At 63.0% G+C, this 19503-nt stretch carries 15 protein-coding genes; 6 read left to right on the plus strand and 9 right to left on the minus strand.

Going from position 1 to position 19503, the window contains the following annotated elements; translation table 11 throughout:
* Window positions 1-9: 9 nt before the first annotated feature.
* Complete coding sequence (locus ACMGE0_RS04890; RefSeq protein ID WP_436814743.1) at window positions 10-2388, plus strand: phosphoketolase family protein; 2379 nt, start codon at window positions 10-12, stop codon at window positions 2386-2388.
* On the opposite strand, the gene ACMGE0_RS04895 is transcribed toward ACMGE0_RS04890, so the two are convergent.
* The 7 genes from ACMGE0_RS04895 to ACMGE0_RS04925 all read right to left on the minus strand — a co-directional run bounded on the left by ACMGE0_RS04895 (window position 2385) and on the right by ACMGE0_RS04925 (window position 11611).
* Window positions 2385-3179, minus strand: a complete 795-nt coding sequence (locus tag ACMGE0_RS04895; protein WP_436814744.1) for an aldose epimerase family protein — start codon at window positions 3177-3179, stop codon at window positions 2385-2387. The two genes, ACMGE0_RS04890 and ACMGE0_RS04895, sit on opposite strands and share 4 nt — an antisense overlap.
* Window positions 3180-3240: 61 nt before the next feature.
* On the minus strand, window positions 3241-4428 hold the full coding sequence (locus tag ACMGE0_RS04900; RefSeq protein ID WP_436814745.1) for a galactarate dehydratase: 1188 nt from the start codon (window positions 4426-4428) through the stop codon (window positions 3241-3243).
* 14 nt (window positions 4429-4442) lie between these two features.
* Window positions 4443-5660, minus strand: coding sequence for a mandelate racemase/muconate lactonizing enzyme family protein (locus ACMGE0_RS04905; protein ID WP_436814746.1), 1218 nt, complete (start codon window positions 5658-5660; stop codon window positions 4443-4445).
* The gene (locus ACMGE0_RS04910; protein ID WP_436814747.1) at window positions 5657-7417 is read right to left on the minus strand and encodes an ABC transporter ATP-binding protein; all 1761 of its coding nucleotides are present in this window, start codon (window positions 7415-7417) and stop codon (window positions 5657-5659) included. Before ACMGE0_RS04910 ends, ACMGE0_RS04905 begins: the two co-directional genes overlap by 4 nt.
* Before the next feature lie 7 nt (window positions 7418-7424).
* Window positions 7425-8546, minus strand: a complete 1122-nt coding sequence (locus tag ACMGE0_RS04915) for an ABC transporter permease (RefSeq protein ID WP_436814748.1) — start codon at window positions 8544-8546, stop codon at window positions 7425-7427.
* Between the two features lie 9 nt (window positions 8547-8555).
* Window positions 8556-9542, minus strand: a complete 987-nt coding sequence (locus tag ACMGE0_RS04920; RefSeq protein WP_436814749.1) for an ABC transporter permease — start codon at window positions 9540-9542, stop codon at window positions 8556-8558.
* A gap of 119 nt (window positions 9543-9661) precedes the next feature.
* The gene (locus ACMGE0_RS04925) at window positions 9662-11611 is read right to left on the minus strand and encodes an ABC transporter substrate-binding protein (RefSeq protein ID WP_436814750.1); all 1950 of its coding nucleotides are present in this window, start codon (window positions 11609-11611) and stop codon (window positions 9662-9664) included.
* 185 nt (window positions 11612-11796) lie between these two features.
* On the opposite strand from ACMGE0_RS04925, the gene ACMGE0_RS04930 reads away from it, so the two are divergent.
* Genes ACMGE0_RS04930 through ACMGE0_RS04950 form a run of 5 tightly spaced genes read left to right on the plus strand, consistent with a single transcriptional unit; the run spans window position 11797 to window position 15974 of the window.
* Window positions 11797-12525 (plus strand): ribonuclease activity regulator RraA, encoded by a 729-nt coding sequence (locus tag ACMGE0_RS04930; RefSeq protein ID WP_436814751.1) that lies wholly within the window; start codon window positions 11797-11799, stop codon window positions 12523-12525.
* Window positions 12525-13244: a FadR/GntR family transcriptional regulator gene (locus ACMGE0_RS04935; RefSeq protein WP_436814752.1), complete on the plus strand. Its 720-nt coding sequence runs from the start codon at window positions 12525-12527 to the stop codon at window positions 13242-13244. Before ACMGE0_RS04930 ends, ACMGE0_RS04935 begins: the two co-directional genes overlap by 1 nt.
* A gap of 50 nt (window positions 13245-13294) precedes the next feature.
* On the plus strand, window positions 13295-14125 hold the full coding sequence (locus ACMGE0_RS04940; protein ID WP_436814753.1) for an NAD-dependent epimerase/dehydratase family protein: 831 nt from the start codon (window positions 13295-13297) through the stop codon (window positions 14123-14125).
* On the plus strand, window positions 14122-15003 hold the full coding sequence (locus ACMGE0_RS04945) for an SMP-30/gluconolactonase/LRE family protein (RefSeq protein WP_436814754.1): 882 nt from the start codon (window positions 14122-14124) through the stop codon (window positions 15001-15003). The genes ACMGE0_RS04940 and ACMGE0_RS04945 overlap by 4 nt, the downstream gene beginning before the upstream one ends.
* 35 nt (window positions 15004-15038) lie before the next feature.
* Window positions 15039-15974, plus strand: a complete 936-nt coding sequence (locus ACMGE0_RS04950; RefSeq protein WP_436814755.1) for a dihydrodipicolinate synthase family protein — start codon at window positions 15039-15041, stop codon at window positions 15972-15974.
* A gap of 8 nt (window positions 15975-15982) precedes the next feature.
* On the opposite strand, the gene rhaI is transcribed toward ACMGE0_RS04950, so the two are convergent.
* On the minus strand, window positions 15983-17275 hold the full coding sequence (rhaI, locus tag ACMGE0_RS04955) for an L-rhamnose catabolism isomerase (RefSeq protein WP_436814756.1): 1293 nt from the start codon (window positions 17273-17275) through the stop codon (window positions 15983-15985).
* A 78-nt stretch (window positions 17276-17353) separates the two neighbouring features.
* A complete protein-coding gene (locus ACMGE0_RS04960; protein ID WP_436814757.1) occupies window positions 17354-19450 on the minus strand; it encodes a bifunctional rhamnulose-1-phosphate aldolase/short-chain dehydrogenase in 2097 nt (698 codons plus the stop codon).
* Window positions 19451-19503 lie beyond the last annotated feature (53 nt).

Genomic DNA, 19503 nt, shown 5'->3' on the forward strand with positions numbered 1-19503 from the left:
GAGACGGAGATGGATAACAGTGCAGAAACCGTTCTTGCCGATACCGAACTGCAACTGATCGACCGTTATTGGCACGCGGCGAACTATCTATCCGTCGGACAGATTTATCTTCTCGACAATCCGCTGCTGTCGGAGCCCTTGAGGCCGGAGCACATCAAGCCGCGCCTGCTCGGCCATTGGGGCACGACGCCGGGACTGAATTTCATCTATGCGCACCTCAACCGGATGATCAGGGCCCACGGCCTCGATGTCATCTATATCTGCGGCCCGGGTCATGGGGGACCCGGCATGGTGGCGAACACCTATCTCGAAGGCACCTACAGCGAGATCTATCCGGACGTGCCTGAAACCGCGGACGGCATGCGCAGGCTCTTCAAACAGTTCTCCTTTCCCGGCGGCATTCCGAGTCATGCCGCACCGGAAACGCCGGGTTCGATCCATGAAGGCGGCGAGCTCGGTTATGCGCTGGTGCATGCCTTCGGAGCGGCCTTCGACAATCCTGACCTGATCGTCGCCTGCATCGTCGGCGATGGCGAAGCGGAGACCGGTCCGCTCGCCGCCGGCTGGCATTCGAACAAGTTCCTGAACCCCGTCCGCGACGGCGCGGTCCTGCCGATCCTGCATCTCAACGGCTACAAGATCGCCAACCCGACCATCCTCGGACGTGCGAGCGACGACGACCTCAGGAGCCTGTTCACGGGCTATGGCTACGAACCCTTGTTCGTCGAAGGCGACGAACCCGCGGACATGCACCGGAAGATGGCGGCGACCTTCGACCGGGCGTTCGGCCTCATCCGGGCGATCCAGCAGGATGCGCGCAACGGAGTCCCGGCGACCGGTATGCCGCGATGGCCGATGATCGTGCTCAGAAGCCCCAAGGGCTGGACCGGCCCCAAGGAGGTCGATGGAAAGAAGGTCGAGGGCTTCTGGCGCTCGCACCAGGTTCCCGTCTCCAATTGCCGCGACGACGACAGCCACCGGCAGATTCTCGAAGAATGGATGCGGAGCTACGATCCGCGGGATCTCTTCGACGCCAACGGCCGCCTGAAGCCGGAACTCAGGGTGCTGGCGCCCGAGGGCGAACGGCGGATGGGCGCCAATCCGAACGCGAACGGCGGCCGGCTGCGAAAGGAGCTGATTGTTCCTTCGATCGGCGACTACGAGATCGAGATCGCCGAGCGCGGCGGCCATCAAGTCCAGTCGACGGAGATATTCGGCCGCTATCTGCGGGACGTGCTGAAGCTGAATGCGCAGAACAAGAACTTCCGCATCTTCGGGCCTGACGAGACGGAGTCCAATAGGCTCGGCAGCGTCTTCGAAGCGACCGACCGCGTCTGGATGGAAAAGATCGAACCCTACGACGTCCATCTGTCCCGCGATGGCCGAGTCATGGAAGTCCTCAGCGAACACCTCTGCCAGGGCTGGCTCGAAGGCTATCTGCTGACCGGCCGGCATGGCCTCTTCTCCTGCTACGAGGCCTTCATCCACATCGTCGACTCGATGTTCAACCAGCACGCCAAATGGCTGAAGGTCTCGCGCGAGCTGGAATGGCGCAAACCCGTATCGTCGCTGAACTATCTTCTGACATCCCATGTCTGGCGGCAGGATCACAACGGGTTCTCCCATCAGGATCCCGGCTTCGTCGATCTCGTGGCGAACAAGAAGGCCGATATCGTCCGTATCTACCTGCCGCCGGATGCCAACACGCTGCTCTGGGTCGGCGACCATTGCCTGAGGACCTACGACCGCATCAACGTCATCGTTGCGGGCAAGCAGCCCGAGCCCCAATGGCTGACGATGGACGAGGCCGTGAAGCATTGCGAGGCCGGCATCGGCATCTGGGAATGGGCCGGCAATGAAGAAAAAACGAAGGAACCGGATGTCGTCATGGCCTGCGCCGGCGACGTACCCACGATGGAAACGCTCGCCGCCGTCACGCTGCTGCGCGACGCAATCCCGGACCTCAAGATCCGCGTCGTGAATGTCGTCGACCTGATGGCGCTGCAGTCGAAGGAACATCACCCGCATGGACTGGCGGACGAAGCCTTCGACCGCCTGTTCACGACGGATCGACCGGTGATCTTCGCCTATCACGGCTACCCTTATCTGATCCATCGGCTGACCTACAAGCGGACCAACCACCGCAACATCCATGTCCGCGGCTTTATCGAGGAAGGCACGACGACGACTCCATTCGATATGACGGTGCTGAACGAGCTCGACCGTTTCCACCTCGCCATCGAGGCGATCGAGCGCGTGCCGGGTTTGAAGGAGAAGGCCGCGCATGTCGTCGAGAATCTGCGCGGCAGGCTCAAGGAGCATCATCGCTATGTTCGCGAACATGGCGAGGATATGCCGGAGGTACGGAACTGGAGATGGAAAACTTAATCGCCGATCTCCAGGGCAAGGCGGGCCGACCGCCCTTCCCCCGGCTGCAATACGAAAAGTCCCGCAACCGCTTGTGTATCCGGTGGGAAGCCGAAAGCACCGGCGACATGCGATACCGGTTCGAGGCAGACGTAGGCCTGCGTCCGATGCGCCACGAGATGCGGCAGTTCCAGACCGGCTGTGATCGTGACGTTGGCGCCGCCGTTCAAGGTGGCGGCGGCGCTCTTCCATCCCGACAGGAAGATCGTGAAGTTTTCGCCCGGGAACGGCTTCTCGGTCCCCCGGGTTTCCGGCGGGCTGCCGCTCGGAATGCCGGCTTCGCCCACCGGCCAGATTTTTCCGGCATCGCAGGATGCCGCATTTTCGAAGCCGGCTGCGAGATAAGGATGCCAACCGAAACCGCCCGGCATCGAGGTTTCGCCGGTATTGGTCATGAAAAGCTCCACGTCGAGCCGGTTGTCGCCAAGCATGAATCGCTGCACGGCACGGAAATCGAAGGGCCAATCGGCATCCGCACGATAGTCGATCGCGAGTTCGATCCGATCGGCGCCATGCGACACGACGTACCAAGGCCGCCGGTGAGCCGGGCCGTGCTGGGCATCTTTGCCGAGTGCCGGATGCGGCAGGACTTCATGCCGCTTGCCCTCATGCTCGAACGCCGCGCCGATCAGCCGGTTATGATAGGGAAACAGCGGATAGGCGCCGGCCTTCGGCCAGTTCAGCGGCTCGAATTCCGGTCCTGCGGTCGGCACGAGAATATCGCCGAGCAGGTCGTGAGCGAGATGCGTCATCCGCCCGCCGTTCCCCGGCAGGAAACGGGCCTCCAAAGGCCCGCTCCGTATGCTCGGCCATTCAGGCGAAGGCATAAGACCCGTCCGGCCGTTTCGGCACGCGCCGCTGCCAGTGGATGTAACCTTCTTCCTGCATCACCTTCTCGTCCATCTCGACGCCCCAGCCGGGACGATCCGGCCTCAATTCCAGATAGCCGTCCTTCGGCAGATAGGGATCGACCACATAACGCGTCTCCCCTTCGCGCTTCTCGACTTCCGTGCCGCCATAGACATAGGCCTGGCCCTTCGGCAGCCGGTATTCGAGAATCTTGAAGTTCTGTTGTGCGGCCGAGAAATGGACATTGACCGCTGTCGCGAGCGGTCCCATCGGATTGTGGGGCGCGACGCCGACATAGAAGGCTTCGGCGAGCGTCGCGATCCGCCGCATTTCCGAAATGCCGCCGACGACGCAGATATCCGGCTGGATGAGGTCGGCCCCCTTCACCTGCAGCAACCGCAGGAATTCGTAACGGCTGTAGAGAGATTCGCCGGTCGCCAGCGTGCAGTTGAGGCCCTGTTTCAGGTCGCCCCAGGCTTCGATGTTTTCCGGCCGGAGCGGCTCCTCGAAGAACAGCGGATCGTAGGGCGCCAGCGCGTTGCCGAGCTGGCGGGCGGCGGCCGGCTCGTAGATCTTGGCATGCGCATCGAAGGCGATCTCGTAATCGTCCCGCACCGTTTCGCGGAGCTGGCGGAAGTAGTCGGCCGACGCCTTCACGACATTGCCCCACCGGTTGGCATGCATGTCGATCCGCCACGGGCTGAGCTTGAAGGCCGTGAAACCCCAGCCTTCGTTGAGGCGGTCGAGCTCGTCGCGGGCTGCCGGAGCATCGGGCGCCGTATAGACGCCCGCATAGACCTTGATCCGGTCGCGCACCTCGCCCCCGAGCAGTTTGTAGACCGGCACGCCGGCAGCCTTGGCCGCGAGGTCCCAAAGGCAATGGTCGAGCCCGGAGATCGCCGCCAGCCCCAGCGCGCCGGGCGGAAACCGGCTCTGCTGGATCATCAGGTTGACGAGAAAATCCACCCGCGTCGGATCTTGGCCCGCGATGAAGCCGTAGAGATAGTCCAGAAGCGGGGGTAATGCCTTGTCCGGGCCATGGTTATAGCATTCGCCCCAGCCCGTCAGGCCGTCGTCGGTATCGAGCGCGACGATGACACGAGGCCGGTCCTTGTCGCGGGTCATGAAGACCCGCATACGATCGATTTTCATCTCTGTCCCACCTCTCAGGTATTGAAATAATGACGGCGCGACAGTCGCGTTTGCACGTAAAGGCGCTCGCCATAGGTGCCGGGATTGTAAGATTTGCCGCTTTCCTGCACCGGCACCGAGACGTTGCCCTCGCTCGGGAAGCGGGCGACGAATTCCTCGTCGATATCGCAACCGAGGCCTGGCGCATCCGGCACCGCGATCGATCCGCCTTCCTGCACCGGATGCGGCACGATCACATGCTGGCGTCCTTCCCAGTCGTCGTCGATGCGCTCCAGGATGAGCGCGTTCGGGATCGAAGCGAGGAGATGCAGTGCCGCATATTCCGCGACAGGACCGAGCGAGCCGGAATGCGGGGCCAACTGGATGTGATGCGCCTCAGCCATGGCGGCGATCTTCTTCATCTGGGTGATGCCGCCGGCGCGTCCGGTGTCCGGCTGGATCACGTCGACCAGTTCCTCCTCGATGAGCTGCCGCTCGCCGAAGATCGTCGCGGTGCGCTCGCCGGATGCGAGGGGAATATGCGCCGCGTCACGAATGCGGCGGTAACCCTCGACATTGTCCGGAGCGATCGGGTCTTCCACCCAGAGCAGTTCATAGGGCTCCAGCTTGCGCACCAGGCGGCAGGCGTCGGCCGGCGTCATCCACGGCGGGCCGTGCAGATCGATCGCGATATCCATCTCGTCCCCGACGGCCTCGCGCAGCATGTCGACCTTGCGGACCGGATCGGAAACGCCACCGCATTTCAGCGCCTTGATGCCGCGGTTCTTGACGGCCAGCGCCTGCTCCACCGTGTTGGCATGCGAATAGATCGGAATACGGTCGCGCAGCTTGCCGCCGAGCAGGTTCCAGACCGGCACGCCGAGCGCCTTTCCCTTGATGTCCCAGAGCGCCATGTCGATGCCGGTCATGGCGCCGCCGCCGACCGTGCCGAGCATGCCGTGCCCCATCATGGCGATCGCCATCTTCTGCCAGAGCTTTTCGATATGCGTCGGGTCCTCTCCGATCAGCAGCGGCGCCAAGTCCTTGATTGCCGTCTCGATCACCCGCGGCCAGCCGGAGCACTCGCCGATGCCGGTGATACCTTCGTCCGTCTCGATCTTCAGGAAGAGCCAGTTGCGCGTGCCTTCGAGCTTGTGCTGGGTGACATGGCTTGCATGGCCGTCGGACGCCCATTTCGCGCGGTCGGGCTGGCCCGCATGCATGAGAAAAGTGCGAATTCCCGTGATCTTCATCGGACAGAACTTCCATTCTTGACGTTGCTGGGTTCGGTATGGGGGCTGGGTTCGGTGTAACGGAACCGCCGTGAGCGGTCGCGATCGCGCGGATCCGGTCGCGGAATGGCCGAGATGAGCGCCTGCGTGTAGGGATGATCGGGGTTGTTGCAGACCTTGTCGGCTTCGCCCACCTCGACCAGCTTGCCGCGATACATGACGCCGACCCGGTCGCACATGTAGCGGATGACGCCGATATCGTGGCTGATGAAGATATAGGCCAAGCCCAGCTCATCCTGCAGCCGCATCAGGAGGTCAAGCACCTGGAAACGCACCGAGACGTCGAGGGCCGAGGTCGCCTCGTCCGCAACGATGATGCGCGGGTTGAGCGTGATCGCCCGGGCAATCCCGATGCGCTGGCGCTGGCCGCCGGAAAAGGCGTGCGGATAGCGTTCGCGGGTGCTGGGGTCGAGGCCCACCTGCTCCATGAGATGGCAGACGCGCTCCTCGATCTCCTTTCCCCTGGCGATGCCGTTGACGAGCAGCGGCTCCCCGATGACCTGGGATACGGTCATGCGCGGATTGAGCGATCCAAACGGGTCCTGGAAGACCATGCGCAATTCCCGCCGCGCCGCCTTCAACGCAGCGCCGCCGATCTCGGCGAGGTCGACGACGGAGCCGTCCGCCTGCCGGTAGCGCATCTCGCCGGCGGTCGGATCATAGAGGCGCATGATCGAGCGGCCCATCGTGGTCTTGCCCGACCCGCTTTCGCCGACGATGCCGAGCGTCTCGCCCGGCAGAAGCGAGATGGACACATCGTCCAGCGCCTTCATCTCTCCGAAATGCATGGAGAGGTTGCGGATGTCGAGAATGGGTGCCGCCGTCGTGTCGAGAGGCGGCCGCGCAAGCCGGATTTCCGCCTTCTGCTCCAACTTCAGCACCGAGCCGATCAGCATGCGGGTGTAAGGATCCTTCGGCGCATGAAAAATCTGCTCGACGGGGCCGTATTCCTTCATCACGCCGTTGTGCATGACCAGCACGTCGTCGGCGATCTGGGCGACCACGCCCATGTCATGGGTGATGAACAGCACGGCCATGCCATGCGCCTTTTGCAGCCGTGCAATCAGGTCGAGGATTTCGGCCTGGGTGGTGACGTCGAGCGCCGTGGTCGGCTCGTCGGCGATCAGGAGCTGCGGCTTGCAGGCAAGCGCCATCGCGATCATGGCGCGCTGTCGCATGCCGCCGGAATATTGGAAGGCGTAGCGGTCGAGCGCCTTTTCCGGGTTCGGAATTTCCACCTGGCGCAACAGCTCGATCGCTTCTTTGCGGGCCTCCGCCTTGCTCATCCTGAGATGCAGCCGAAGCACCTCGGTGATCTGGTCGCCGACGGTGTGAACCGGCGAAAGCGACGACATCGGCTCCTGGAAGATCATGGCGATGTCGCGCCCGCGCACGGAGCGGATCGCCTTGCTGCGCGGATCGAGTTTCGCAAGGTCGAGCGACGTGCCGTCCGGCCGGTTCAGCAGGATCGACCCTGAGGCGATGCGGCCGGGTGTATCGATGATCTGCAGGATCGAGCGGGCCGTGACGGATTTGCCCGAGCCGCTCTCACCGACGACGCAGAGCGTCTTGCCCGGTTCGATCGAGAAGGACAGGCTGTCGACCGCCCGGAAGATGCCGGTGCGAAGCGGAAACTCGGTCACCAGGTTGCGGACATCGAGCAGCGGCTTGCCGGTTCTGGTCGAGGGGCGGGGTGCGATGGAGAGAATATCGGTCATCGGCGGCTCACTTGTTGTAGGGATCGGCCGCATCGCGCAGGCCGTCGCCGAAGAGGTTGAGCGCCATGACGGCGACGACGACGGCGAGACCCGGCATGAAGAGCCAGGGTGCCGTGGCGATGGAGCGGATGTTCTGCGCCTCGCGCAGCAGCACGCCCCAGGAGATCGTCGGCGGCTGCAGCCCGAGGCCGAGGAAGGAGAGCGACGTTTCGGCAAGGATCATCGCCGGCACGGCAAGCGTCATCGAGGCGATGATGTGGCTGGAAAAGCTCGGCAGCATGTGCCGGAAGATGATGCGGCCCTCCGACACGCCGTCGAGGCGCGCCGCGGCGACGAACTCCTCCGTTCTGAGCGACAGGAACCGGCCGCGCACGACGCGGGCGAGCTGCGCCCATCCGGTAAACGACAGGATGATGGTGATCATCATGTATTGCAGCGTCGCCGGCCAGCCCTGCGGCAATGCGGCCGCCAGCGCGAGCCAGATCGGGATCGTCGGCAGCGACAGCACGAAGTCGATCACCCGCTGCATGACGAAATCGATGCGGCCACCGTAATAACCGGAGATACCGCCGAGTATGATACCGAGCAGCAGGGAGAGGAAGACGCCGACAAGGCCGATCGAAAGCGACACCTGCGCACCCTGAACCGTACGGCTGTAGACGTCGCGCCCCAGCCGGTCGGCGCCGAACAGGAAAAGCGGACGGGTCTTGTCGGTGCTCGCAATAAGGTGGATGTCCGTTTGAAAGAGACCCAGCACGGAATAGGTGTAGCCGCGCCCGAAGAAGGTGATGGGGATCTTCCTCGTCGTGTCTTCCACATAGATCGCCGCCAGCGTGTTCGGGTCGCGCGTCAGCCTCAGCGGATAGTAATGCGGTCCGAACTCGAAACCGTTCGTCGTATCGAAGAAATGGATCTGCTGCGGCGGGTGGAAGGTCGCGCGCGCATTCTGCTGGATCGGGTCGTTGATGGCGAAGAAACCGGGCACGATCGCGACGACATACATGGCGATCGTCACGAAAAGCGCGGCCATGGCGAGCTTGTGCCGCTTGAAGGCCCACCAGATGAGCTGCCATTGAGAGGCGACGGCGGCGCGATCCGGACGGATATTGGTGATGGCAATGTCGACCATGTCGCCCTCCTATTCGAGCCGGATGCGCGGATCGACCAGCGCAAGCAGGATGTCACTGATGAGTGAACCGATCAGCGTCAGAGCGCAGATCAGCAGCACGAAGGCGCCGGCGAGATACATGTCCTGCGCCATCAGCGACTGGAGGAGCAGAGGCGCTGCGGTCGGCAGGTTGAGCACGATCGCCACCACGACGGAGCCGGATATGAGGTTCGGCAACAGCCAGGCGATCGTCGAGATGAACGGATTGAGCGCGATGCGCAGCGGATATTTGACAAGCAGGCGGAATTCGGAGAGCCCCTTGGCACGCGCCGTCGTCACATAGGGCTTCGGCAACTCGTCCAGCATATTGGCGCGCATGACGCGGATGAGGCTCGCCGTCGAGGAGACGGCAAGGATCGCGACCGGCAGCCACAGATGCGTGAGAAGGTCGTACATCTTGGCTATGCTCCAGGGCGCCGTCTCGTATTCCGAGGAGAAGAGGCCACCGACATCCGCGCCGAACTCGACGGCGGCGATATACATCAGCACCAGCGCCAGCAGGAAGGAGGGGACGGACAGGCCGAAGAAGGTGAATGCCGTAAAGGCGTAGTCGCCGATCGAATATTTCTTGACGGCGGAATAGACGCCGATCGGCAGCGCCAAGGCCCAGGTGGCGATCAGGCTCGCGAGCGCCAGCACGAGCGTCAGGGCCATGCGCTCCCAGATGAGACCCGAAACCGGCTGCTGCCATTCGAACGAAATGCCGAAATCACCGCGGGTGACGATGCCCCAGATCCATTTGAGATACTGCACCAGCATCGGCTGATCGAGCCCGAAGCGCTCGCGCAGAGCGGCAGCGGTATTCTGATCGATCACCTCGTTTGAGGATGCCAGCGTGGCGATATAGGTCGTGACGAAGTCACCCGGCGGGAGCTGGATCAGCACGAAGGCGAGGAAGCTCACGGCAAATAGCGACGGGATCATCCAGAGGAGGCGCTTGACGATGAAGTTCAGCATGGAACGCTCGCAATTCGGATCGCACGGCGCTCCAATGCGAAGGAAGCCTCGCCTGGTCGATCGTGCAATGGGACTGGAGAAGTGCCGCCGCCGTGAAGCGGCGGCACCGGCGAGGCAAATCAGCTCGTGAAGGTGAACTGCTGCGGCAACGCGGGACCGGGATTGGGCCAGGACCAGCTGTCAGGCTGCTTTTCCGGCACGTTGCGCAGGTTGTTGCGGATCACCCCGAAGCCCCCGACGGCGAGGCATATCCCCATGACTTCGAAGTCCTCCGCAGCAAGATCGAAGATCTGCTTCATGATCGCGCCGCGCTTGTCGAGATCGGCGGTCGAGCGGGCCTCGTCGTAGAGCTTGAAGCGCTGCTTCTGGCTTTCCGGCGGCTCCTCGCCCTTCTCCCCGTTCGAGGTGTACCAGAGCGTCCACGGGATGGCGTAGCGCGACCCCTGCGGATGGAACGCGAAGTAGTCGCGCGGATCGAGCATGGGATCGAGCCCGCCCGGTCCCGGCCAGACCTGCGCGTCATGCGCATTGTCGTCGCCGCGGGTGTAGTAGAGCGCGCGTTCGATCGTGTTGACCTTCATGTCGATGCCGATCTGCGCCCAATGAGCCTTCACCAGTTCCAGGACGTCGACAAGGTCGGGATAGAGCGTCGGGATGACGTCGACCGCGAAGAAGATCGGCTGACCGTCGGACCGGAGGCGGATGCCGTTGGCGTTCTTCTTGTCGAGGCCGGCCTGATCCAGCAGGGCGCTTGCCTTGTCCGGATCATATTCCGTGAACTGCCGCGCGAGCTTCTCGTGATACCAGGGGTGGCCCGGACGCGGACCGGTCTGGTATCCTTCGCTCTGGCCGAAATACACGATGTCGATAATTTCCTGGCGGTTGATGCCGATCGACAGCGCCTGGCGGAAGGACTTGTCGGCGAATATCTTGCGCAGCGCCGGGTCCTTGTGGGTCATGTTCAGGTAGAGCGAGCATTGCTGCGCCGCGGACGGGACGAGCGACAGCAGCCGGTAGTCGCCCTTTTCCATGTTCTGGGAGAGCGTCGGCTTGTTCGCAAGGCTGTTGATATGGCGCTCCTGGATGTCGATCTTGCCGGAGATGACATTGAGCATCAGCGATTCGACGTCCTGCGAGATGCCGAAGTTCAGCTCGTCGACATAAGGGAGCTGGTTGCCCTCGGTGTCCACCTGCCAGAAATACGGATTGCGGACCATGAGCACGCGGGTCGCACCGCCCGAATAGGGTTCCTTGATGACCCAGGGATCGAGCGTCGGCTTCTCGGCGTTCGACCAGCGCGATGGAATTTCGATGTCGCCGCACTTGGCGCGGAAGAGTTCCGTCCAGCTTGCAGCGCCGGCCGCCTTCACATCCGCATCGAGGTTCGGATTGTATTTCGGCAGGAACTTGCTGCAGTAGTGCTTGGCGAACAGCGTCGGATGCTGGCCGAGCGGCGTCGCCAGGTTTTCCAGGTAAAGCGCGTTCGCGGCGGCGAAAGTGAACTTGACGGTGTGATCGTCGATCTTCTCGACTGCGACCGGCCTGCCGGCAACGGAAATCTGCGCCGGCGTGGCGCTGTAGAGTTCCTTGTTCTTGACGACATCCTCGATCGCGAACACGACGTCGTCGGCCGTGAAGGGATGTCCGTCGGACCACTTCACGCCTTTCAGCAGATGGAAGGTGAATTGCGAGGCGTCGTCGTTGACGTCCCATTTCTCCGCAAGGTTCGGAAGAACCTCGGTAAATTCCAGGTTCCAGCGCACCAGGCCCTGGTTGCCGACCATGCGCAATATGCCGTTATGGTCTGACGAGCCGCGCAAACCGCGCCTCAGAGTACCGCCATAGGTGCCGATCTTCTCCCAGGGCTTCACGACCATCGGATTTTGCGGCAACCGTTCGGCAAGCGGCGGAAGTTTTCCGTCCTTTACAAGCGCGGCCAGTTGAGGCGCTTCCTTCCCGCCTGCCGCCTTGGCGCTGCCGCCTGCCACGGAGAGGGCTACGGCTCCGCCGACCCCCGCCAGGAACGTCCGGCGGGTCGCGCCGGCAGAAATGAAATCGTCGTCGCGCATTGATATCCTCCCATATCCAAGACCGAGCCGATTTCTCGAAACGGCTTGAGCGGCCTCCTTGCCGCCCGGCCGCCGTGGACCTCCATCCTATCGGCAAGGCGACCATAGGCCCGTTTTCAGATGATTACAAGTATTGACAGATTTTTACAGGTTAAATAGTTCTAGTCCCAGCGACTGTCGGCCGCATGGGAGGAAACGGATTGACATTTACCGAGGAAACGCGGGAAAAACTGAAAGAGGTTTCGACCGCCACACTGACTACGATTCTTCTGAAGCGCGGGCTTCGGAACGTGTTCATCCATGGCCTTCACAAGATCAATCCGGATGCGCCGCGGCTCGTCGGCCCGGCCTTCACCCTGCGCTACATCCCGGCGCGGGAAGACATCGATCACGTGGGCGTCTTCACGGACCGCACCCATCCGCAGCGCCGCGCGATCGAAGAATGCCCGTCCGGCCACGTGCTCGTGATGGACAGCCGCAAGGATTCGACGGCCGCCTCGGCGGGCGCGATCCTGATGACCCGGCTCTACATGCGGGGTGCTGCCGGCGTCGTGACCGACGGCGGCTTCCGCGACACGCCCGACATCGCGAAGCTGCCCTTCGCCGCCTATCATGCGGCACCGTCGGCTCCCACCAATCTCATCCGCCACCACGCGCTCGACATCAACCAGCCGATCGGCTGCGGCGACGTGCCCGTTTATCCGGGGGACATCATCGTCGGCGACGACGAGGGAGTGGTTGTCATTCCGGGCGCCATGGCTAAAGAAGTGGCCGACGAAGCCTTCGAGCAGACGGTTTTCGAAGACTTCGTCGAAGAGCGCGTGAAGGCGGGACGAGGAATTTTCGGGCTCTATCCACCAGGACCGGAAGCCGAACAGGAATTCCGCGAATGGAGACGTGAAAAGGGACGTTGATGGACCAACCTGACGTGATAGCGGCCACGAAAGCCGAGCCTCGCTTCAGCGACATCATCTACGAGAAGATCGTGGGCATGATCGCCGACGGCCGCTTTCCCGTCAACGAACGTCTTCCGTCCGAGCCCAATCTCGCCATCATGCTCGGAGCTTCGCGCCCCGTCGTGCGAGAGGCGCTGGAGAGGCTGAGGACCGACCAGCTCGTCGTATCGCGCAAGGGATCGGGTTCCTATGTGCGGCAGCGGCCCGATTCCTCGGTGCTCAAACAGGTGCCGGTCGGTTCGCTTGCGGACGTGCAGAGGTTTTTCGAATTCCGCGCCGGCCTTGAAGCGGAAGCGGCGGAGCTCGCGGCCCGCAACTGGCAGGTCAATGACAAGGTCCGCATCACCGCAGCCCTGAAGGCGCTCGAACATTGTCTGGAAGTCGGCGAGCTGGGCGCCGAGGAGGATCAGGAACTGCATGACGCGATCGCGGCTGCGACCGGCAACCAGTTCCACATCATCGTGCGGGACTGGTTCAGGCCGCATTTCGCGATCGGCATGTCGGTGACCCGCAGTCTCAGCCTCAAACGGACGCCCCTGCATGTCCGGCACGTCCAGGACGAGCACGCGGCGATCGTCGATGCGATTTTCGCCCGCCGGGAAGCCGAGGCCCATGATGCGATGAAGACCCATATTCTGAATGCGCGCGCCCGCATGTTCCAGGGCGTGGGAGGCTAGAGGTTTTTCATATAGGTGCGGCGCGAGGAGGCGCCGCCGGGAGGAATATTTTGAAACGGATAGCGATAACGGGCGGCGCGGGCCACATAGCCTCCCAGCTCAGGGGCTTCCTCTGCCCGGAAGTGGAGCATCTGAGGCTCATCGACGTGCGGCCGGCGACGAACCTCGCCTCGAACGAGAGCTTTTTCGAGGGTGACCTCGCCGATACCGGCGCCATGCTTGCCGCGCTCGAAGGCATGGACGGCGTCGTCCATCTTGGCGGCCTGCCCCGCGAGGCGGCGATCGGCGACATGCTGCGCACCAATGTGCTCGGCACCTACAATCTCTACGAGGCTGCGCGGGCAAATGGCGTCGGCCGTATCGTCTTCGCCTCCAGCAACCACGCGACGGGCTTCTATCCGCGTTCCCGGACGATCACGCCGCTCGATATCGCCCGCCCCGATACGCGTTACGGCCTGTCGAAATGCTGGGGCGAAATGGTGGCCGGCTTCTATTACGACAAGGCCGGCATCCGCACGCTCTCGATCCGCATCGGCAACGCGGCGGCCTATCCCAACAGCGAGCGGTCCGCGGCCATCTGGATCAGCGCCCGCGATCTCTTCCAGCTCGTGAAGATCGGCCTCATCCATCCCGATATCGCGGCAGCCGTGGTCTACGGCGTTTCCCGCACCGATGCGGGGTGGTGGCGGGACGAGCTTGCCGAACGCCTGGGTTACCGGCCGCAGGACAATGTACGCGATCACCTGCGTCTCGAGCAGGCAAACGAAGGCGCCGTCGCCGCCTTCTTCCAGGGAGGAAGCTTCTGCGAGAGCGATCACGACGGGCAAATCAGGCTGCGTGACGAAAACGGCCTGGTTATCCCCGCGGGAGCCGCATCATGAGCAAGCCGAAAATCATCGCGCCCGAGGTGCGACGGGTGATCGATTTCCCGCTGAAGGTGGGCGAATCGCCTACCTGGGACGACCGCACCGGCGATCTCTGGCTGGTCGATATCCTGGCGCCGGCGGCGATCTGCCTGCGCGCCGATGGACGTGTCGACCGCTTCGACATGCCCCTCAAGATCGGCTGCCTGGCACTCTGTGAGAGCGGCGATATCGCCGTGGCGCTGGAAAACGGCGTTCACCTCCTGAACCCGAAGACCGGCACGATGAAACTGCTCTGCAACCCGGACGGCGGACGGCCGGACAGCCGGCTGAATGACGGCAAGGTCGGCCCCGACGGCTGCTTCTGGGTCGGCACGCGCGACGAGGCTGTGCCGCAGACCGGCAATGCCCGCCTCTATCGTGTCATGCCCGACGGTTCCTTCACCACCATAGTCGACGGCAATCTGATGACCTCGAACGGCCTTGCCTGGAGCCCGGACGGCCGGACCATGTACCATTCGGACAGCAGTGGGCTCTTCGCCCAGGTCTTCGATTTCGATCCGGAGAAAGGCGTCACCAGCCCCCCTCGCCGGCTGCACGATTTCACGCCGGAAGAAGGCCGCCCGGACGGCGCCGCCATGGATGCCGACGGCTTCTACTGGATTGCCGGACAACAAGGCAGCCGGCTCAACCGGCTTTCGCCGGAGGGCTGGGTGATCGAAGCCTACATGATGCCGGCAAAGGGTCCGAGTATGCCCTGTTTCGGCGGCCCGGATCTCGCAACGATCTATGTCACCACGCTTTCGACCGACAGCAACGGCACGTTCGAGCACGGCACGATCTTCGCCTTCGAAGCCGGCATCCGCGGCACGCCCGTTCACCGTTTCGCACTTTGATCCAATCGTCTCCCGAACCAGGAGAGGGAAAGACCATGAACATACAGAAATTCCGCGAGGCGCTGACTGGCATATCCGGCGTGCCGATAACCGCATACGGCGCCGACGGCGAGGTCGATGCCCGCGTGACAAGGACAATCTATGCCCGGGTCGCATCCGCCGGCATCCACAATATCGTCGCGGCAGGCAATACCGGTGAATTCTATACGCTGACGCCTTCCGAGATCGGCACTGTTCTCGAAGCAGCGGTGGCGGGCGTTGACGGCAAGGCCCCGGTGACGGCCGCCATCGGCCGGTCCCTGCGCGAGGCGGTCGCCATGGCGAAAGCCGCAAAAGCCATGGGCGCATCGGCGGTCATGTCCCATCAGCCGGTCGATCCGTTCGCGGCACCCGGCGCGCAGATCGACTATTTTCGCGGGCTCGCGGAAGAAGCGCCTCTCCCGCTCGTCGCCTATGTGCGGGCGGAAGGTTTCAGCCTCGAAGACATGATGAGGCTTGCCGACCATCCGAATATTGCGGGCATCAAGTTCGCGACGACGGACATTCTCCTGCTGTCGCGATCGATTGCGGCTTCCGATCCCGGCAATGCACTTTTCGTCTGCGGGCTTGCGGAAAGCTGGGCTCCCGCCTTCACCGCCGCCGGCGCGCGCGGCTTCACCTCCGGCCTCGTCAATGTCGCGCCGCAGATTTCGCTCGCAATCCATGCGGCGCTCGAAGCCGGCGATTTCGCCGAAGCCCGCCGCATCATCGACATCATCGAGCCCTTCGAGCGGATGCGCACCAAATACCGCAACGGTGCCAACGTCACCGTGGTAAAGGAGGCGGTCGGCATGATGACCGGACTTTCGGTTGGCGAGGTACGCCTGCCCGGCCTGCCGCGGCTCGACCCGGAAGATCGGGCGAGGCTCGCCGAACTGCTGAAGGGCTGGCCCGCCGAAGGCGAGCGGACCAAGGCCGCATCGGCCCGATAAGGGCTTGCTCAGACGATCCCGCCGCCCCCGGCAGTGGAGACCGGGCGCTCGGCTGCAACCTTTTTGCGGTAACCGCTGGCGCGATAGGCCGCGACCGGATCGATCGCTCCGCCGGTTCGCCGGCGCGCTTCGGCCAGGATCGGCTCCACATCGGTGCGGTAGGCGCGCTTCAACGTCTCGGAGGCCATCAGCGCGTCGTTCTCCTGCTGATAGCCATCGAGCGCCTTACGATCGACGAGCAGCGCCTGGGCACAGGCCCGGCGGATTTCGTTGGCGCTGGAAATCAGGCTTTCGATCGGATCGGTCACGTTGTGCGACTGGTCGATCATATGGGCCGGATGAAAGCCCTTCACGCCGCGATGCTCGGCATCGACCAGCTCGTTGAAGACGAGGAACAAGCGGTAAGGCTCGATCGCGCCGGCATCGAGGTCGTCGTCGCCGTATTTCGAATCGTTGAAATGAAAGCCGCCGAGCTTGCCGAACTGGATCAACCGGGCGACGATCATCTCGATATTGGTGTTCGGCGCATGATGTCCGAGGTCCACGAGGCAGAAGGCTTTCGGTCCCAGGGTATTGGCGATCAGGTAGTTCGTGCCCCAGTCCTGCACCACCGTCGAATAGAAGGCGGGCTCGTACATCTTGTGTTCGGAGAACAGCCGCCAATCGTCCGGCAGCGCTTTATAGATCTCCGCCATTGCGGCGAGATAGCGCTCGAAGCTCTTCGTAAAATGGCTCTGGCCCGGGAAATTCGAGCCGTCGCCGATCCAGACCGTCAGCGCCTTGGACCCGATCGCCTTGCCGATCTCGATACATTCGAGATTGTGCTCGATGGCCTGCTCGCGCGTCGCAGCATCCGTATGGCTGAGCGAGCCGTATTTATAGGAATGAGCCTGCCCCGGCGCATCGGAAAACGTGTTGGAATTCATCGCGTCGAAGCCAAGGCCCAACGCATCGCCCTTGGCCTTCAATTCCTTCGTATCTGCCTTGTCCCACGGGATATGCAGCGAAACGGTCGGCGTCGCCCGGGTCAGTTGATGGATGACGGCGCAATCGTCGAGCTTGTCGAAGATGCCGCGCGGCTCGCCCTCACCCGGAAAGCGGGCGAAGCGCGTGCCGCCGGTGCCGACACCCCACGAGGGCACGGCGACGAAGAAATCCGCGACCTTTTTCGTCACCGCCTCGATATCGATGCCGCGACGCGACAGGCTCTCGCCCAGCGCCTCGTAATCGGATTTGAGCGCTTCTGCACGTCTCTCGTTTTCCGCGGCAATCACATCGGCCGCAATCTTCAGCTCTGTCATGACGATTTCCTCCCCTGCGCAATCAAGGAACCCACCCGCCGCCGGCCTTGGGAGAGCCGGAAGCGGGCAGGTAAGCCGTTAACGCGTAAAGCTCTGGGCATTTCCCGCATCGACGTTGATGATATTGCCGGTCGACTTGGACGATGCATCCGACGCCAGGAAGTAGATCGCCTCGGCGATATCCTCCGGAAGGACGTTGAGCTTCAGCAGCGAACGCTTGCGGTAATGTTCCTCCAGATCGGAAACTTCGATCTTCGAGGACGCCGCACGCTGCTCGCGCCACTCGCCGCTCCAGATCTTCGAGCCGCGCAGCACCGCATCGGGATTGACCGTGTTGACGCGGATGCCGGCTTCGGCGCCTTCGAGCGCCAGGCAACGGGCGAGATGGATCTCGGCGGCCTTGGCCGTGCAATAGGCCGAAGCGTTCGGCGAGGATGCAAGCCCGTTCTTCGATGCGACGAAGACGACATTGCCGCCGAGTTTCTGGCGCCGGAAGAGTTTGAAGGCCTCACGCGAGACGAGGAAATAGCCGGTGGCCAGGATGTCGATATTCTTGTTCCACATGGCGAGCGTGGTTTCCTCGACCGGCGCCGAGGAAGCGATTCCCGCGTTTGAAACGAGGATGTCGACGCCTCCGAATTCGACGCAGGCTTCCGCAAAGGCGGTGATCACCGCATCTTCCTTCGTGACGTCGAGCACGACGCCGCGCACCGCATCCTTGCCAAAGGACTTTTCGAAATCCGCCTTGGTCTCATCGAGCGTGCCGCCGTCGATATCGGCGAGCACCACGCAGGCGCCCTCGCCCATCAGCCGCGCGGCGGTCGCCCGGCCGATGCCGCCGGCGCCGCCGGTGACGAAAGCCACCTGGCCGGCAAGACTCTTCGGCTTCGGCATGCGTTGCAGCTTGGCCTCTTCGAGCAGCCAGTATTCGATATCGAAGGCTTCCTGTTCCGGCAGCCCCTGATATTCGGAAACGGTCGAAGCACCGCGCATCACGTTGATGGCGTTGACATAGAACTCGCCGGCAATACGTGCGGTCGCCTTGTCCCGGGCGAATGACAGCATGCCGACGCCCGGCACCAGGAAGATGACCGGGTTCGGGTCGCGCATCTTCGGCGAATTGTCGTGCCTGCAGGTTTCGTAATAGCGGCTGTAGTCGGCCCTATAATCTTCCAGCGCCCTGTCAAGCACGGCGATGACGGCATCGACATCCGGCTTTGTCGGATCGAAATCGATGATCAGCGGGCGGATCTTGGTGCGCAGGAAATGATCCGGGCAAGACGTGCCGAGGTTCCCAAGCGGTTTCAGGTTCTTCGAATTGACGAATTCCAGGACCGCATCCTGATCGTCGAAATGCCCGAGCTTGCGCTCCGCCTTGCCGATGCGGCCGCGGATTTCCGGCATGAGCCTGGCAGCGATCGCCCGCCGTTCCGGCGCCGGCAGGCTGTGCGTCGCGGCGCCGCCGAAGATCGTCTTGCCTTCGGTCTGATGGGCGAACCATTCGATCGCCTTGTTGATGATTTCAAGCGTCAGCTCGTAGCAGGCCTTGGCTTCATTCGCCCAGGTGAACAGGCCGTGGCTTTCCAGCACCACGCCTTTGGCGTTCGGATTGGCCTTCACGAAGGCTTCGAGGTCGAGCCCGAGCTGGAAGCCCGGCCGCCGCCAGGGCAGCCAGCCGATTTCGTCGCCGAAAACCTGCTTCGTCAGTTCCTTGGAATTCTTCGACGCGGCGATCGCGATGATCGCGTCCGGATGCATGTGGTCGACATGCGTGTAGGGCACGAACCCGTGCAGCGGCGTGTCGATCGAAGCGGCGCGAGGGTTCAGGTTGAAGGTGCAGTGCGGCAGGAAGCCGACCATGCGGTCCTCGTCCTCGACGCCCTGGTAGAGCCCCTTCAAGGCTTCCAGCTTGTCCATGTAAAGGGTCGCGAAACCATCGAGCTTGATCGTGCCGACATCGCCGCCGGACCCCTTGACCCACATGACACGGACCTTTTCGCCGGTCAGGGGATCGGTTTCCATCACCTTCGCCGAGGTATTGCCGCCGCCGTAATTGGTGATGCGCTTGTCGGCGCCGAGAAGATTGGAGCGATAGAGCAGCTTGCCCGGCTCGTCGAGCTTGGCGGCATGGGAATCGTCCCAGCGGTTTTCGAGAAGGCGTGGTTGGCCCGGCATCGCTTTCCTCCCAACATGTTTGCGGCTCATGGCGAACCTGTGCCGCCATATCT

The sequence above is a fragment of the Neorhizobium descurainiae genome (assembly GCF_051400715.1).
GTDB lineage: Bacteria > Pseudomonadota > Alphaproteobacteria > Rhizobiales > Rhizobiaceae > Neorhizobium.

Excerpts from the sequence above, each read along its gene's own strand:
- ACMGE0_RS04890 (WP_436814743.1), top strand. The coding sequence starts at position 10 with ATGGATAACAGTGCAGAAACCGTTCTTGCCGATACCGAACTGCAACTG.
- ACMGE0_RS04895 (WP_436814744.1), bottom strand. The coding sequence starts at position 3,179 with ATGACGCATCTCGCTCACGACCTGCTCGGCGATATTCTCGTGCCGACC.
- ACMGE0_RS04900 (WP_436814745.1), bottom strand. The coding sequence starts at position 4,428 with ATGAAAATCGATCGTATGCGGGTCTTCATGACCCGCGACAAGGACCGG.
- ACMGE0_RS04905 (WP_436814746.1), bottom strand. The coding sequence starts at position 5,660 with ATGAAGATCACGGGAATTCGCACTTTTCTCATGCATGCGGGCCAGCCC.
- ACMGE0_RS04910 (WP_436814747.1), bottom strand. The coding sequence starts at position 7,417 with ATGACCGATATTCTCTCCATCGCACCCCGCCCCTCGACCAGAACCGGC.
- ACMGE0_RS04915 (WP_436814748.1), bottom strand. The coding sequence starts at position 8,546 with ATGGTCGACATTGCCATCACCAATATCCGTCCGGATCGCGCCGCCGTC.
- ACMGE0_RS04920 (WP_436814749.1), bottom strand. The coding sequence starts at position 9,542 with ATGCTGAACTTCATCGTCAAGCGCCTCCTCTGGATGATCCCGTCGCTA.
- ACMGE0_RS04925 (WP_436814750.1), bottom strand. The coding sequence starts at position 11,611 with ATGCGCGACGACGATTTCATTTCTGCCGGCGCGACCCGCCGGACGTTC.
- ACMGE0_RS04930 (WP_436814751.1), top strand. The coding sequence starts at position 11,797 with ATGGGAGGAAACGGATTGACATTTACCGAGGAAACGCGGGAAAAACTG.
- ACMGE0_RS04935 (WP_436814752.1), top strand. The coding sequence starts at position 12,525 with ATGGACCAACCTGACGTGATAGCGGCCACGAAAGCCGAGCCTCGCTTC.
- ACMGE0_RS04945 (WP_436814754.1), top strand. The coding sequence starts at position 14,122 with ATGAGCAAGCCGAAAATCATCGCGCCCGAGGTGCGACGGGTGATCGAT.
- ACMGE0_RS04950 (WP_436814755.1), top strand. The coding sequence starts at position 15,039 with ATGAACATACAGAAATTCCGCGAGGCGCTGACTGGCATATCCGGCGTG.
- rhaI (WP_436814756.1), bottom strand. The coding sequence starts at position 17,275 with ATGACAGAGCTGAAGATTGCGGCCGATGTGATTGCCGCGGAAAACGAG.
- ACMGE0_RS04960 (WP_436814757.1), bottom strand. The coding sequence starts at position 19,450 with ATGCCGGGCCAACCACGCCTTCTCGAAAACCGCTGGGACGATTCCCAT.